The following is a 13,701-nucleotide window of genomic DNA, read 5'->3' on the forward strand; positions in this document are numbered from 1 at the left end:
TATCTGCCCCGGGAAAAAGCCACTTGAATGCGCAGATGTGTGCGATGCCGATTCAGTTTTTCAGCCCTGTGACACAAGACTGTTCCAATATGAACCACTGCCTGGTACAACAGTGTTCCGCTCGGTAGCAATGTCACTGCGGCTCAGTGTTGCAACAGCGCTTATCCGCGCTGCCGGATCCAGCCGCGCTGCGGGTCGTAGCCACGCAAGGCCAGCGTGAAAAAGACGATGCCGCCTACCGCCACAACGGCGCAGGATTGGGCGTTGAACTGCCCCTGCATGGCAAAGCGGATCAGCTCCACCACATGCGTGAACGGGTTTAAACGGGCCAGCTCAAACAGCCACTGCGCGCCCGACTCCTGCAGCTTCCATAGCGGGTACAAGGCCGGGCTGATGAAGAACATCGGAAAGATGACAAAGTTCATCGCCCCCGCAAAATTCTCCAGCTGTTTCACATACACCGACAGCATCAGCCCGAAGGCGGCGAGCATGGTGGCGCCCAGCGCCATCCACGGCACGGCGAAGAGCCAGTTCCAGCCCTCCGCGTCCACGCCAAAAGCCCAGGCAATGCCGAGGAAGACCAGCATCTGCAGAACCGACAAGGTGGTTGCGGCACCGAGCTTGAAGGCCAGCAACCAGCCGCGCGCCAGCGGCGCCGTCAAGAGCAGGCGCATCACGCCCATCTCGCGGTCGTACACCATAGACAAGGAACTCTGCATGCCATTGAACAACGCGATCATGCCCAGCAGGCCGGGCAGCATGTACACCTTGTATTCGACATAGGTCTCGTACGGCGGAATGATCGCAATGCCAAACACGTTATGGAAGCCGGCGGAGAACACCACAAACCACAGCAGCGGCCGCACCAGCGACGACGCCAGGCGCGCGGGCTGGCGCATGAACTTCAGCAGCTCCCGGCCAACCACCGCGCGCAGGGCGCGGGCCAGATGGGACATCAGGGGTGCTTGCTGCATGTGCTTTCCTTCTCGTCGACACCCAAGGTGTCCAGCACTTCGGTGGGATGCAGAACGCCGTCCATCGGTGCGGCAGCCACCACGCCATCGGCGTGGGCCAGAAATATGGGCTGACGCAGCTGCCCGTCCCAGGGACGGAACGACAGGCGCTGTCCCTTGAATCCGTCCACATAGATCTTGCCGCTGCGCAGCAGCCTGAGCTGCTCGGGCAGCGTGGCCTTGGGTTGCTCCGACAGGACCGCAACAATCGCCTTCACGGCGATCCACGCGGCCCAGTCGTGCGCCGTCATGGGCCGGTGCGCAGCCCGGGCAAACCGGCGCGACAGTTGCGGCGCGCCGTTGCGGTCCCAGTGCGGATGCCAAGCCATGGCCACCAGGCCGTTCGCCCCCACCACCGGCCTGGGCCACTGCGTGTTGTAAGGCAGTGCACGGGCGAATTCACCTTCGCTGTCCAGCACCGCCACCACGTCATAGCCTTTGTCGTTGGTGAGCAAGCGCGTATTGCTCAGATCGCGCTCGCGCGGATCGCCGGACACCTTGAACGCAGAAGTCTTTTGCGCCCGCAGGCCATAGCGCTTGGCCGACCGCAGAAAGGAGTCTAACTGCACCTTGTCCTGCGCCTGCGGGCCATACAGCACCAGGGCCTGCGTCCAGGACCGCGCAGCCAGGTACTGGACCAAGGCATCGTTCAACATATGGCCGCTGGGATAAGTGTGCAGCATGGAGGCGGAACACGCCGCGCCGCGCATTTCGTCCGATGCCGAGCCGATATTGAACAGTATGGACGCAGCGGCTCCCGATACGCCCGCGCTGGCGATGTGCTGCAGCTCGGCATCGGGCAGATCCAGCAGCACATAGGGAATTCTGGCCGCCTGGATCTGCGCCATCACGCGCGGCAGATCCGCGGCATTGCTGGCCATGAACGGCTTGATCTGCAAGCGGTGGCCGGCAGCCTCCAGCTCCGACGCGGACTCCTCCAGCGCGACGCTGGCGGCATCGCCTGGCCGGCCCGCGGGATGGCCGGGATAGGCTTGCTCCAGCTGGCGTGCCTGGTAGCGGGCGTCGTCCTCCAGGCCCACCAGCGCGACCGTCCATGGCGCAGCGCTTGCCCACTGGCAGGACTGGCAGACGAAAAGCGCCAGCGCCCAAACGCCATGCCACCACCGGCATCGAATCAGACCATGTGTCTGCATAGCTTCTCTTTTTAAAAGTGAAACAACTTTCATGACTCGGGGTGCTCTGCCCCCAAGTACATCAAAGTTGGTGCCACGAAATGCGGCAAGCTCGAAGAGAACCGCAAGATAAGTGCCACTGCTCCCAAAGCAGGAACGGCAATTGCTTTGAACCGCAAAGCAAGAACAACAAGCATGAGCACTACCCCACCCAACACCGCCGCCCTGGTCGTACTGCAGGCCAGCAACATCTGCAAGTCCTATGGGGCGAAAGCCGCATTGACGGCCGTGCACCTGCATCTGCAGCCCGGGCAGTTCGTGGCCCTGCTGGGACCCAATGGCGCGGGCAAATCCACGCTGATGCAAATCCTGAGCGGCCTGTTCGTTGCCGATACCGGCCAGCTGTCGATCCTGGAATACGACATGCAGACACAGGCCAGCCGGGCACTGGCAGGCCTGGGCATGGTGTTTCAGCAGTCGTCGCTGGATCTGGATCTGAGTGTCCAGGCCAATCTGTACTTTCACACCGACCTGCACGGCATGGCGCGCAAGACTGCGCGCCAGCGCATCGCTGCCGGACTGGAACTGCATGGGCTGGCCGCCCAGGCGAAACTGGCGGTGCGGGCGCTGTCGGGGGGCAACCGGCGCAAGGTGGAACTCATTCGCGCACTCTTGCACCAGCCGAGAATCCTGCTGATGGACGAGGCCACGGTCGGGCTGGACCCCGCATCCCGCCAGGACCTGATATGGGCCGTGGAGCGCCTGGCACGCACCGAAGGCGTGGCCATCCTGTGGGCCACCCATCTGGTGGACGAGGTGCGCAATGCCGACCGAGTCGTCGTGCTGGACAAGGGCCGCGTGGTGTTTGACGGGCTGCCCCAGGGTTTGATCGAACAGTCCGGGGCGACCCATCTGGAGCAGGCGTTTCTACGGCTCTGCCCCTCTACCATGGGCGCCTGAGCAGGCTTCAGGCAGCGTCGGGCGATCCGAACAGCTCGGCCATTTCAGCCTCCGTAAACACCCTGGAGCGGGTGTGAAAAGCCTTGCCCTCCGGCCCTTCCAGCGAGAAGGTTCCGCCGTGGCCCTCGATCACGTCAATGATGAGCTGGGTGTGCTTCCAGTACGCATACTGGGCGCGGCCGATGTAGAAAGGGCAGCCGCCAATATCGCCCAGGTAGACATCGCCGGCGCCCATGGTGATTTCACCCGGCAGATAGCAGTTGGCGGCGCTGTTGTCGCAGCATCCGCCCGACTGGTGGAACATCATTGCGCCGTGCTTCTTCTTCAGGAACTCCACCAGCTCCAGCGCGGCCGGGGTGGCAATCACTTTGTCAACCATTTCGCTCTCCATGGAATAAAGGGGCCGTTGCCGGCCCCTTGTGTCTAGCTACCTTGGGTTGAAGATCAGAAGAAGCCGAGCTTTTGTTCGCTGTAGCTGACCAGCAGGTTCTTGGTTTGCTGGTAGTGGTCCAGCATCACTTTGTGGGTTTCACGGCCAATGCCCGATTCCTTGTAACCACCGAATGCAGCATGTGCAGGGTACGCGTGGTAACAGTTAGTCCATACACGACCTGCCTTGATGGCGCGACCCATGCGGTAAGCCACATTGCCGTTACGACTCCACACACCGGCACCCAGACCATATAACGTGTCGTTTGCAATTTCCAATGCTTCCGCTTCATCCTTGAAAGTAGTGACCGCCAGCACCGGGCCGAAGATTTCCTCCTGGAAGATCCGCATCTTGTTGTGGCCCTTGAACAGCGTGGGCTGCACATAGTAGCCGCCGGCCAGATCGCCGCTCAAATGCGCCTGGTTGCCGCCGATCAGCACCTGCGCGCCCTCCTGCTTGCCCAGATCGAGGTAGGACAGGATCTTGGTGAGCTGCTCCTTGGAAGCCTGCGCGCCCATCATGGTGTCGGTATCCAGCGGGCTGCCTTGCACGATGGCGGCCACGCGCTTCAGCACGCGCTCCATGAACTTGTCGTAGATGGATTCCTGGATCAGGGCCCGCGATGGGCAGGTGCAGACTTCGCCCTGGTTGAAGGCGAACAGCACCAGGCCCTCGATGGCTTTGTCGAGGAAGCCATCGTCCTTATCCATGATGTCGGCAAAGAACACATTGGGCGACTTGCCGCCCAGTTCCAGCGTGGCCGGAATCAGGTTGTTGGCGGCGGCCTGCGCAATCACCCGTCCGGTGGTGGTGGAGCCGGTGAAGGCGATCTTCGCGATGCGCTTGCTGGTGGCCAGCGGCATGCCGGCTTCGCGGCCATAGCCATTGACGATGTTGAGCACGCCGGGTGGCAGCAAATCGGCAATCAACTCGGCCACGATCAAGATGCTGATCGGAGTGGACTCCGCGGGCTTGAGCACCACGCAGTTGCCGGCGCCAATGGCGGGAGCCAGCTTCCAGGCCGCCATCAGGATCGGGAAGTTCCAGGGAATGATCTGGCCGACCACGCCCAGAGGCTCCTGGAAGTGGTATGCCACGGTGTTTTCGTCGATATTGCTCAGTCCGCCTTCCTGCGAACGCACGCAACCGGCAAAGTAGCGGAAATGGTCCACCGCCAGCGGAATGTCCGCGTTCAGCGTTTCGCGAATCGGCTTGCCGTTGTCCACCGTCTCGGCATAGGCCAGCATTTCCAGATTGGCCTGCAGGCGGTCGGCAATCTGCAGCAGGATGTTCGAGCGCTCTGCCGCAGAGGTGCGGCCCCAGGCGTCGGCCGCGGCGTGGGCGGCGTCCAGCGCCAGCTCCACGTCTTCGGCGGTGGAGCGTGCGGCCATGGTGTAGGCCTTGCCCGTGACGGGGGTGATGACATTGAAGTATTCACCTTTGGTGGGTGCCACCCACTTGCCACCAATGAAGTTGTCGTATTGCGCTTTGTAAGCGACTTTGGCACCGGCGGTACCTGGGTTTGCGTAGAGCACGTTTGTCTCCTGGAAAGGTAGTTGGGTTGGAATGTTTCCCTTGCGGGCCCCCATACCTCTACAAGTCCCGTGCCAGGGCGGACAAGCGGTCTGCAAATATTGATTTCATTGGGGAAACGCTGTGTTGCACACCGAGCAGGAGGCTACCGGTCCTTTGCAGACTGTGCCAATATTGAACACCTGTCCTACAAAGCAACAGGACAGTGACACAGCTCTAGGCTCCTAGCACTCGGCCGTTACGTCGATCACACCGTGCCGCACCGCCAGCAGGGTGATCTCGGCCTGGTTGATCAAACCCAGCTTTTGCTTGATGTTGTACAGATGCGATCCCACGGTCGAGCTGGACAGCCTGAGCGTCTCGGATATCTGCACCACCGACTGCCCGCGCGCGAGCTGCGCAAATACCTCGAACTCCCGGCCCGACAGCTTCTCGATCGGCCCCTTGCCGCCGCTGATGGCCTGCACCGCAATGCGCTGCGCAATCTGCGCATCCACATAGCGCTGGCCCTTGGCCACCGCCCGCAGGGCATCGATCAGCACCTCGGGCGCGCTGCGCTTGGACAGATAGCCCATGGCGCCGGCCTGTAGCGCGCGCGTCGGATGGCTGATGTCCTCATGCGCGGACAGTGCGAGTATCCGCACGCGGCTGTCCTTGGCGACCAGGCGCTTGATCGCCTCTATGCCGCCCATGCCGGCCATCGCAATGTCCATCACCACCACGTCCGGCATGGCCACGCAGTACGCCTGGCAGGCGGCCTCGCCGCTATCGGCTTCGGCCACCACCCGAATGTCCTCCGACGCCTGCAGCAGGAGCTTGAAGCCCATGCGCACCACGGCGTGATCGTCGACCAGCATGACTTTCACTCTGTCCACCTATTCCGGACTTCCGCAAGACCCTTGCCCACCCAAAGGGCGGCACATGGGGCGCTGCGCAAATCCTATTGCTTGTTTTTCAAGGGCAAACTCACCCGCACCCGCACACCGGCGGGCTCCATCTGGTCGAGTTCAAAACTGCCACCCAAGGCCTGCGCCCGCTCACGCATGCCGGACAGGCCGTAGCGCCCAGTCGCCTGGAACAAACCGACCCGACCTGTCCCGTCATCAGCAACATCCATACCCAGGGATTCGCCGGACACATGCACGCGCACATCGATGCGCTGCGCCTGCGCATGGCGCAAGGCGTTGTTCACCGCTTCCTGGATGATGCGGTAGACCGCTGTGACGACCGCGTCGTCCAGCCCGTCCAGGGCATCGGACATGTCGAAGTTCAACACCACCTCGGGGTGGTGCAGCTGGAAGTCGGCCAACATGTCGCGCAGCGCATCGTGCAGGCCGAAGCGGTCCAGCGCCAGCGGGCGCAAGGTGGAGATCAGGCGGTGCACGCTGACATGGATCTGGTCGGCGCAACCCATCACCAGGCGCGCCGATTCCTCGGTAAAACCATCTTTGCCGGCGGCCCGGCGGGCAATCGCCAACCCCACGCTCTTGATCGCCGTTACCTGCTGGCCCAGCTCGTCATGCAGTTCGCGGGCGATGGCGCCGCGCTCCAGCTCAATCCGCGCCTGGATGGTCTGGGTGAGTTCGCGGTTCTCGGCCAAGGCCTGCGTGGCCTCCCTGGCCTGCCGCTTGGCCTCGATGCTGTCCTGCACCGACTGCGCCATATGGTTGAACGCCAGGCTGATAGAACGCCCCTCGCGGCCCGACAGGCCGAGCAGCCGGGTGCCGTAGTCCCCCTCGGCGACGCTGCGCAAGCCCTGCACCACCCGGTGCAAAGGCTTCAGCACCTGGCCCACCAGGGCGTATACCAGCACATTACTCAGCACAAACCCTGCCAGCACCAGCCACAGCATGGGGCTCAGGTCGTCCCAGCCATCCAGAATCGCGCGTGATGGGTCGGCCCGCAGCACGATGCGGCCATTGGGCAGCTTGATTTCCTTTTGCGGCAGCGGCGGCGCGACGATGTCGCTGTACCACTTGGGCGACTCGCGTCCGGCCTTGTAGACGGGCGCCGGCGACTGGTAGATCAGCGTGTCGTGGTCGTCCCGCAACTCGACCTCGTTCGCCCGTATGCGCCCGACCTGCGCCAGATAGCCGGCCATTCCATCCAGGCCGCTGGCCCCATACACCCACTGCATGCGCGACAGCAGCTGGGCCGCCACCACGTTGGCCCCCTGCACCTCCTCATGCACGCTGCGCCGGGTGTTGTCGATCTGCAGGCCGATGAGCATCGAGGCAAATATGCCCAGCATGGCGGTGATGATCAGATTGAGTTGCAGTCGTAGGCTCATGGGATGTCGGCTCGGTAAAAAATTCTGTCCGGGAGGAATGCCTGCCCGGTCTGATCGCACAGCCCGTGCCAGCATTTATGCCCGGCTCATGAAAATCATGAGAGCCGAATCCATGGATGCGCGATGCCGCAATGCCACAAGGCCGCGCACACTTCTCCTCGGTACTCGCAGATGGGCTGAAAGTACTTCCTTCCGCGACGTGCGGAGCAAACACACAGGAGACCGAACATGAAATGGGAAACACCAACCGCCAGCGATATGCGCTTTGGCTTTGAAATCACGATGTACATCGCCAACCGCTGACCCGGGCCAGCCTGCCGGCTTACCCGGCAGGCTGGCGCTCAGCGCTCACGAGGGATTCCACTTGAAAGTCTATGTCCTGGGTTCAGCAGCCGGTGGCGGTTTTCCGCAATGGAACTGCAACTGCCCGAACTGCGCGGCGTACCGCCAGGGCAGTACAAACTTGGTAGCAAGGACCCAGTCGTCGATTGCGGTCAGCGCAGACGAAGACAACTGGGTGCTGTTCAACGCCTCGCCAGACATACTCCAGCAGATACGCAGCTTTCCGCAGCTGCAGCCGGCGCGCCAGCTGCGCGACACCGCCATCCGCGCCGTGTTTCTGATCGACGCCCAGATCGACCACACCACCGGGCTCTACATGCTGCGCGAACACCGCCAGCCGCTGGAGCTGTGGTGCCACGCCCTGGTGCGCGAGGACCTGTTGACCGGCAACCCGCTGCTCAAGGTGCTGGAACACTATTGCGGCGTGCACTGGCACGACGTGCCCCTGGCGCACAGCGGCTTTGCCATGGATGGCGTGCCGGGCCTGCGCTTCAGCGCGCTCCCCCTGATCAGCAACGCGCCACCCTACTCGCCCCACCGAGACCAGCCGCAGCCGGGCGACAACGTCGGGGTCACGATCGCCGACACCCGCTCCGGCAGGCAGCTGTTCTACGCCCCGGGCCTGGGTTGCATGGAGCCGCATGTCTGGGCGGCCATGCAGGCAGCAGACTGCGTGCTGGTCGATGGCACGCTGTGGACAGATGATGAAGTGATCGCCCTGGGCGCATCGCCAAAGACCTCGCGCGCTATGGGCCACCTGCCCCAGCACGGCCCCGGCGGCATGCTGGAGTGGCTGGACCAGTTGCCCGTGCAAACGCGCAAAGTGCTGATCCACATCAATAACACCAACCCTATCCTCGACGCTAATAGCTCCCAGCGGCAGGAACTGACACGCCGCGGCATTGAAGTGGCCTTCGACGGCATGGAGATTGACCTATGAACCACGTGCCCGCCCCCTGGAGCCAGGCCGAGTTTGAAGCCCGGTTGCGCGGCAAAAGCAGCAGCTACCACATCCACCATCCATTCCATCTCATGATGGCGGCCGGCACGCTCACGCCTGCGCAGCTGCGCGGCTGGGTGGCCAACCGCTTCTACTACCAGATCTCCATCCCGGTGAAGGACGCCGCCATCCTGTCCAACTGCGACGACCGCGAGATCCGGCGCGAATGGATACAGCGCATCCTGGACCACGATGGCTACGACATCGGCGGCATCCAGGACCCGGGCGGCATCGAGGCCTGGATCCGCCTGGGCGAAGCGGTGGGGCTGGCGCGCGACGATGTCACCTCGCTGCGCCATGTGGCGCCGGCGGCGCGCTTCGCAGTCGACGCCTACGTCAACTTCGCGCGCCGCCAGCCCTGGCAGGAAGCCGTGGCCTCCAGCCTGACGGAGCTGTTCGCCCCGCACATCCACCAGCAGCGCATCGATACCTGGCCGACCCAGTACCCCTGGGTGGACGCCGCCGGCCTGCACTACTTCAAGCAGCGCCTGACGCAGGCCCGGCGCGACGTGGCGCACGGCCTGCACTTCACGCTGAACCACTTCAGCCAGACCAGGGCGCTGCAGGAACGGGCGCTGGAGATCCTGCAGTTCAAGCTGGATGTGCTGTGGGCGCTGGCCGACGCCATCATGCTCAGCCAATGCGAAATCCAGATCACGGGTCCGAAAACATGAACGAAATCGACCCCGGCATCGCAATGGACGCGCGCCCTTGTGTTGCCCGCATGTTCCGCCTGCAATGGGAGGAGGTGCAGCAGTCCTGGGTTCTGCTGTACCCGGAGGGCATGGTCAAACTCAACGGCAGCGCCGGCGAAATCATGCAGCGTCTGGACGGCGCGCGCACCGTACAGCAACTGATCGAAGCCCTGGAGCAGGACTTCGGCACGAGCGGCCTGGCCGGCGATGTGCTGGACTTCCTGGCCATTGCGCAGCGCCAGGGGTGGGTGAAGATATGCAGCTGATCGCCCCGCCGGCGGAGCCCCCGCACCCCGGCCCGCCGCTGTGGCTGCTGGCCGAAGTCACCTACCAATGCCCTTTGCATTGCGTGTTTTGCTACAACCCGCTGGACTACGCCCGCACCGGGCCCGAGCTCTCCACCGAGGACTGGCTGCGCGTGCTGCGCGAAGCCCGGGCCGCTGGCAGCGTGCAATGCGGCTTCTCGGGCGGAGAACCCCTGGTGCGCGACGACCTGGAGGTGTTGGTGGCCGAAGCGCACCGCCTGGGCTTCTATACCAATCTGCTGACCTCCGGCGTGGGCCTGACGGAATCCCGCGCATCGGCACTCAAGCAGGCCGGGCTGGACCACATCCAGCTCTCGTTCCAAGACTCCACCAAAGGGCTCAACGACTTTTTGTCGCACACCAAGACCTTCGACCTGAAGCGCCGCACCGCCCGCATCATCAAGTCGCATGGCTGGCCCATGGTGCTCAACTGCGTGGTCCACCGGCTCAACATCGACTACATCGCCAACATCATCGAACTGGCGGTGGAGCTCGGCGCCGAGTATCTGGAGCTGGCCAACAGCCAATACTATTCCTGGGCGCAGCTCAACCGCGACGGCCTGCTACCGTCCCGCGAGCAACTGGTGCGCGCGGAACAGGTGACCAACGCCTACCGCGAAAAGCTCGGCGACCAGCTGCGCATCTTCTTTGTGGTGCCAGACTATTACGAAACCCGCCCCAAGAAATGCATGAACGGCTGGGGCAACGTCTTCCTCACCGTCACGCCCGACGGCACGGCCCTGCCCTGCCATACTGCCAAAATGCTCAAGGGCATCACCTTCCCCAACGTGCGCAACATGGCAGTCAGCGACATCTGGTACGGCTCGGAGGGCTTCAACCACTACCGCGGCAAGCGCTGGATGAAAGACCCCTGCCGCAGCTGCCCCGAGCAGGAAAAAGACCTGGGCGGCTGCCGCTGTCAAGCCTTCATGCTGACCGGCGACGCCGCCAACGCCGACCCGGTGTGCGACAAGTCCGCCGAGCACCACCGCGTGCTGGAAGCCGTCGCCTATGCGCAGATTCCAGATGGGCAGCGCACTGTGGTGAAACCCTTGGTGTTCCGCAATAACAAGACATCGCTCCAAGGCCCACCGTAAAGCGTGCTCTCTCAACGCTATGTGATTCAATCCAGCAGACTGATGATTTCGTCGCCATCACGGGCTTGGCAGCCATCGGCAATCGCGTCCCAGCCGTGGCGGATGACGACATGTTTGTCCGTGTGGCACAGCTCGATGCGGGTCGCACCGGGCGCCATGGCTTGGGCAAATCCTTCGATGGCGGCGGGCATGCTGATGCGGTAGATATTGTGCTGCAACTCCTCATCGGGATGGTCGTCGCTGTGCAGCCAGGGCAGCCAGTACGAAACCCACATCAAGGGCCGGTAGCCCACATTCACCACGCTGGGCTCATAGGCCCGCTCCTTCAGCCATTGTTGGGCACGTGCGCGGGCACCGTCATCACGCCCCAGTTTGCCCCAGGCGCTGGCCATGAGCTCCATGACCCACTGGTTGCAGTTCTGGTAGAGGGTGCTGAAGGGATAGGCATTGGCGCTATAAGTGGCCCCCAGCAACGCCAATGCCTGCTGCTTATCCACCGTCACCTGCTCCAGTGCGTCTGCCTGCTGCGGTGGCAACAGCACAATCGATACGAAGCTCAAATCCGGGTTGGCGCCGCCCATCACGAATCCGGCCATGCCCTGGTCGAAGATCCGTGGTTTACGCTGCTCGCAGTCGTAATACAGCTGGCGAACAGACCACGCACCGTTCTCGCTCACTCTCAAGCTGATGCCGGCATGGGAATAGCGTATGCCTAAACGCTTCAAATCCAAGCCAGAGTACGAAACCAACGCAAGACTGTGGCCCGATTTATCCAACTCAGCCTTGATGATCTCGCCAAAGCGCAGCAATTTATCCTGCTGGCTGGCATTTAATTTACCGCGCGAATCACAATACCCGAGCACTCCCGCATGACCATAGCTGCACCAGAGCACGCCTGCGCAAAGGGCCAGCTGTAAACCTTTGCAGCAGCACCGAACAAAGCCCATGGACTACAGCACGACAGGAAGGCTCTGGAGTTCACCCCAAGATGCATCTTTCAACAGAAGATAGAACGCTTGCTGGTTTTCAGTCTTCACAAATTCCACGCCATAGCTGCGCTGGCGGGCAGTCACCATGTGGCCCAGCGCCAAACCTGCCTCATCAAACGTCCGCTTCGGTACACACAAAAACAGGTCGTCATCTCGGCTGGTATCCCCCGCTGCGCGCAAGACCACGCGAACCAGGTCCGGTTGCTCGGTAACAGCCACCACCTCTGTAATCGTGAAATCCCCTTGCGCCCAACCAAGCGCCTTGGCAGAGCTTTTATTACTCCTCTCCAACGAGCTGGAAATGCGACTTATGGACTCACTGGCCCGGTCCAGCATGGAGGACACTGACGTACTGGATGCCCGGCAAGGCATGGATGCCGCGCACAGCACCAAGGCCAGAGAAAAAATACACTTTTGGAGGTAACTCATGCAAACGTCGAATTGGCACTTCTAAAGGATTGACGGACTCTGTCTCAATATAAATAAGAAAAAGGCCGCTAAGGCTGTAATGGAGCATTTCAAATGCCTATCCTGCAAGTAGCTAGTTTAAAAAGACGCTCTGTTCCCCCTTTGCAGTCTTAGACAATTTTTGTAAATTTATTGGTCAACACTGAAGCAGTCATACATCTATTGAGACATTCAGCCGGATTGCACTAGCTCAGTCTGCCGCAGACAAGTTGTGAGCCGCACCGATAACCACTGCGGCGCCGTCTGTACTACTTTTACCTCCGGTGTCCCATGCCAATCCGCACAACGCTGGATGGCCTCTGCCACCGCCCGCACCGCCGCGTCGCTGAGCTTCACGCCGTCTTCCAGAAACACCGCCTTCACCTCGAACACGCCCTGTGCGCGGTGGGCCTTGGCGTCCAGCCGGCCTATGAGTGCGCCCTTGTGCAGGATGGGCAACACGAAGTAGCCGTAGGTGCGCTTGTCTTCCGGCGTGTAGCACTCGATGCGGTAGTCGAAACCGAACATCGCCAAGGTGCGCTCGCGGTCCCAGACCAGCGGGTCGAAGGGCGACAGCAAGGCTGTGTGGGTGGCGCGCAGCTTGCCAGCCTGGGCGATTTGCAGCAGCTCGGAGTGTTGCTGGTGCACATAGCCGGGCAGAGTCCAGCCCTGCACTTGCACGCGCTGCACCACGCCCTGCTCCACCAGCACATCCAGGTCGGCATCTTTCAGGCGTGGCTTCTGGCGGAAGTAGTCGTGCACCCAGCGGGCCTGTGTGATGCCCAGCGCCAGGATGGCTTTCTCGGTGAAATGGCAGTGCACGGCAGCGGCTTCCGGCAGTTGGGCGTTGGCCAGGTGTGGGTGCACGCGGTGCGCCAGGTCGTAGACGCGCTGGAAGCTGTCGCGCCGCTTGACCATCAGCTCGCCGCTGGCGAACAAGGCCTCCAGCCAGCGCTTTTCGTCCTTGCGGTCCCACCATCCATTGCCGGTTTTGCCGTCCTGCCGGATGAAGTCGGCAGAACGGACCGGGCCTTTGCTGTCAATATGCGCAAGCAAGGCGTCCAGATGCGCACGTTGGCTGGCCTGCACAGCCTGCCCGTTCAGCAGTCCCCAGTGGCGGCGCGCCTGCTGGTTGTAGCTGCGGTGCAGCAGCAGGTCGTCGACCGGCGCAAAGCAGGCTTCGTGGGCCCAGGTTTCAAACAGATGGCCGTCGGCCAGCGCAGAGTCCAGCCAGGCCTGCGGATAGGCACCGAGCCGCGAGAACAACACCAGATAGGGGCTGCGCGCCACCACGCTGATGGTGTCGATCTGCAGCAGCTGCATCTGGGCAATGCACTGGCGCAGCGCCAGGGGTGTGGCCTTGCGGCGCGGTGCAGCCAGCAGGCCCTGGGCGGCCAGTTGCAGATTGCGCGCCTGGGCCAGCGCCAGGGGTTTGGAAGATGGTGAGTCGTGCGGCATGGCAAACAG

15 protein-coding genes are annotated in these 13,701 nt (G+C 62.5%); 6 read left to right on the plus strand and 9 right to left on the minus strand.

Features of this window, described 5'->3' with window-relative positions; all coding sequences use genetic code 11:
- Window positions 1-161 precede the first annotated feature (161 nt).
- Together AC07R0_RS19180 and AC07R0_RS19185 are read right to left on the minus strand one after the other, a co-directional pair.
- A complete protein-coding gene (locus tag AC07R0_RS19180) occupies window positions 162-974 on the minus strand; it encodes an ABC transporter permease (RefSeq protein WP_495106020.1) in 813 nt (270 codons plus the stop codon).
- The gene (locus tag AC07R0_RS19185; RefSeq protein ID WP_495106021.1) at window positions 956-2,167 is read right to left on the minus strand and encodes a type 1 periplasmic-binding domain-containing protein; all 1,212 of its coding nucleotides are present in this window, start codon (window positions 2,165-2,167) and stop codon (window positions 956-958) included. The genes AC07R0_RS19180 and AC07R0_RS19185 overlap by 19 nt, the downstream gene beginning before the upstream one ends.
- A 174-nt stretch (window positions 2,168-2,341) precedes the next feature.
- On the opposite strand from AC07R0_RS19185, the gene AC07R0_RS19190 reads away from it, so the two are divergent.
- Window positions 2,342-3,106, plus strand: coding sequence for an ATP-binding cassette domain-containing protein (locus AC07R0_RS19190; RefSeq protein ID WP_495106022.1), 765 nt, complete (start codon window positions 2,342-2,344; stop codon window positions 3,104-3,106).
- Between the two features lie 7 nt (window positions 3,107-3,113).
- Here AC07R0_RS19190 and AC07R0_RS19195 read toward each other — a convergent pair whose 3' ends face one another.
- The 4 genes from AC07R0_RS19195 to AC07R0_RS19210 all read right to left on the minus strand — a co-directional run bounded on the left by AC07R0_RS19195 (window position 3,114) and on the right by AC07R0_RS19210 (window position 7,359).
- Window positions 3,114-3,485, minus strand: a complete 372-nt coding sequence (locus AC07R0_RS19195; protein ID WP_495106023.1) for a DUF779 domain-containing protein — start codon at window positions 3,483-3,485, stop codon at window positions 3,114-3,116.
- A gap of 65 nt (window positions 3,486-3,550) precedes the next feature.
- Window positions 3,551-5,071, minus strand: a complete 1,521-nt coding sequence (exaC, locus tag AC07R0_RS19200) for an acetaldehyde dehydrogenase ExaC (RefSeq protein ID WP_495106024.1) — start codon at window positions 5,069-5,071, stop codon at window positions 3,551-3,553.
- A gap of 222 nt (window positions 5,072-5,293) precedes the next feature.
- Window positions 5,294-5,926 carry a response regulator gene (locus AC07R0_RS19205; protein WP_495106025.1) on the minus strand — a complete coding sequence of 211 codons (633 nt, stop codon included), beginning with the start codon at window positions 5,924-5,926 and terminating at the stop codon, window positions 5,294-5,296.
- 83 nt (window positions 5,927-6,009) lie between these two features.
- Window positions 6,010-7,359 (minus strand): ATP-binding protein, encoded by a 1,350-nt coding sequence (locus AC07R0_RS19210; protein WP_495106026.1) that lies wholly within the window; start codon window positions 7,357-7,359, stop codon window positions 6,010-6,012.
- Window positions 7,360-7,587: 228 nt separating this feature from the next.
- On the opposite strand from AC07R0_RS19210, the gene pqqA reads away from it, so the two are divergent.
- The 5 genes from pqqA (at window position 7,588) to pqqE (ending at window position 10,798) form a co-directional block, all read left to right on the plus strand.
- A complete protein-coding gene (gene pqqA, locus AC07R0_RS19215) occupies window positions 7,588-7,662 on the plus strand; it encodes a pyrroloquinoline quinone precursor peptide PqqA (RefSeq protein WP_315186447.1) in 75 nt (24 codons plus the stop codon).
- A gap of 61 nt (window positions 7,663-7,723) precedes the next feature.
- Window positions 7,724-8,641 (plus strand): pyrroloquinoline quinone biosynthesis protein PqqB, encoded by a 918-nt coding sequence (gene pqqB, locus AC07R0_RS19220; protein WP_495106027.1) that lies wholly within the window; start codon window positions 7,724-7,726, stop codon window positions 8,639-8,641.
- Complete coding sequence (gene pqqC / locus AC07R0_RS19225; RefSeq protein WP_495106028.1) at window positions 8,638-9,375, plus strand: pyrroloquinoline-quinone synthase PqqC; 738 nt, start codon at window positions 8,638-8,640, stop codon at window positions 9,373-9,375. The genes pqqB and pqqC overlap by 4 nt, the downstream gene beginning before the upstream one ends.
- Complete coding sequence (gene pqqD / locus AC07R0_RS19230; protein ID WP_495106029.1) at window positions 9,372-9,662, plus strand: pyrroloquinoline quinone biosynthesis peptide chaperone PqqD; 291 nt, start codon at window positions 9,372-9,374, stop codon at window positions 9,660-9,662. The genes pqqC and pqqD overlap by 4 nt, the downstream gene beginning before the upstream one ends.
- Complete coding sequence (gene pqqE, locus AC07R0_RS19235) at window positions 9,653-10,798, plus strand: pyrroloquinoline quinone biosynthesis protein PqqE (protein ID WP_495106030.1); 1,146 nt, start codon at window positions 9,653-9,655, stop codon at window positions 10,796-10,798. The genes pqqD and pqqE overlap by 10 nt, the downstream gene beginning before the upstream one ends.
- Window positions 10,799-10,824: 26 nt before the next feature.
- Here the strand turns inward: pqqE and AC07R0_RS19240 are convergent, their stop codons facing one another.
- The 3 genes from AC07R0_RS19240 to AC07R0_RS19250 all read right to left on the minus strand — a co-directional run bounded on the left by AC07R0_RS19240 (window position 10,825) and on the right by AC07R0_RS19250 (window position 13,692).
- Window positions 10,825-11,607: a DUF2145 domain-containing protein gene (locus tag AC07R0_RS19240; protein WP_495106031.1), complete on the minus strand. Its 783-nt coding sequence runs from the start codon at window positions 11,605-11,607 to the stop codon at window positions 10,825-10,827.
- Window positions 11,608-11,748: 141 nt separating this feature from the next.
- Window positions 11,749-12,216, minus strand: a complete 468-nt coding sequence (locus tag AC07R0_RS19245; protein ID WP_495106032.1) for a hypothetical protein — start codon at window positions 12,214-12,216, stop codon at window positions 11,749-11,751.
- Window positions 12,217-12,426: 210 nt separating this feature from the next.
- Complete coding sequence (locus tag AC07R0_RS19250; protein WP_495106033.1) at window positions 12,427-13,692, minus strand: winged helix-turn-helix domain-containing protein; 1,266 nt, start codon at window positions 13,690-13,692, stop codon at window positions 12,427-12,429.
- Window positions 13,693-13,701 lie beyond the last annotated feature (9 nt).

The sequence above is a fragment of the Rhodoferax sp. GW821-FHT07F03 genome (assembly GCF_059418745.1).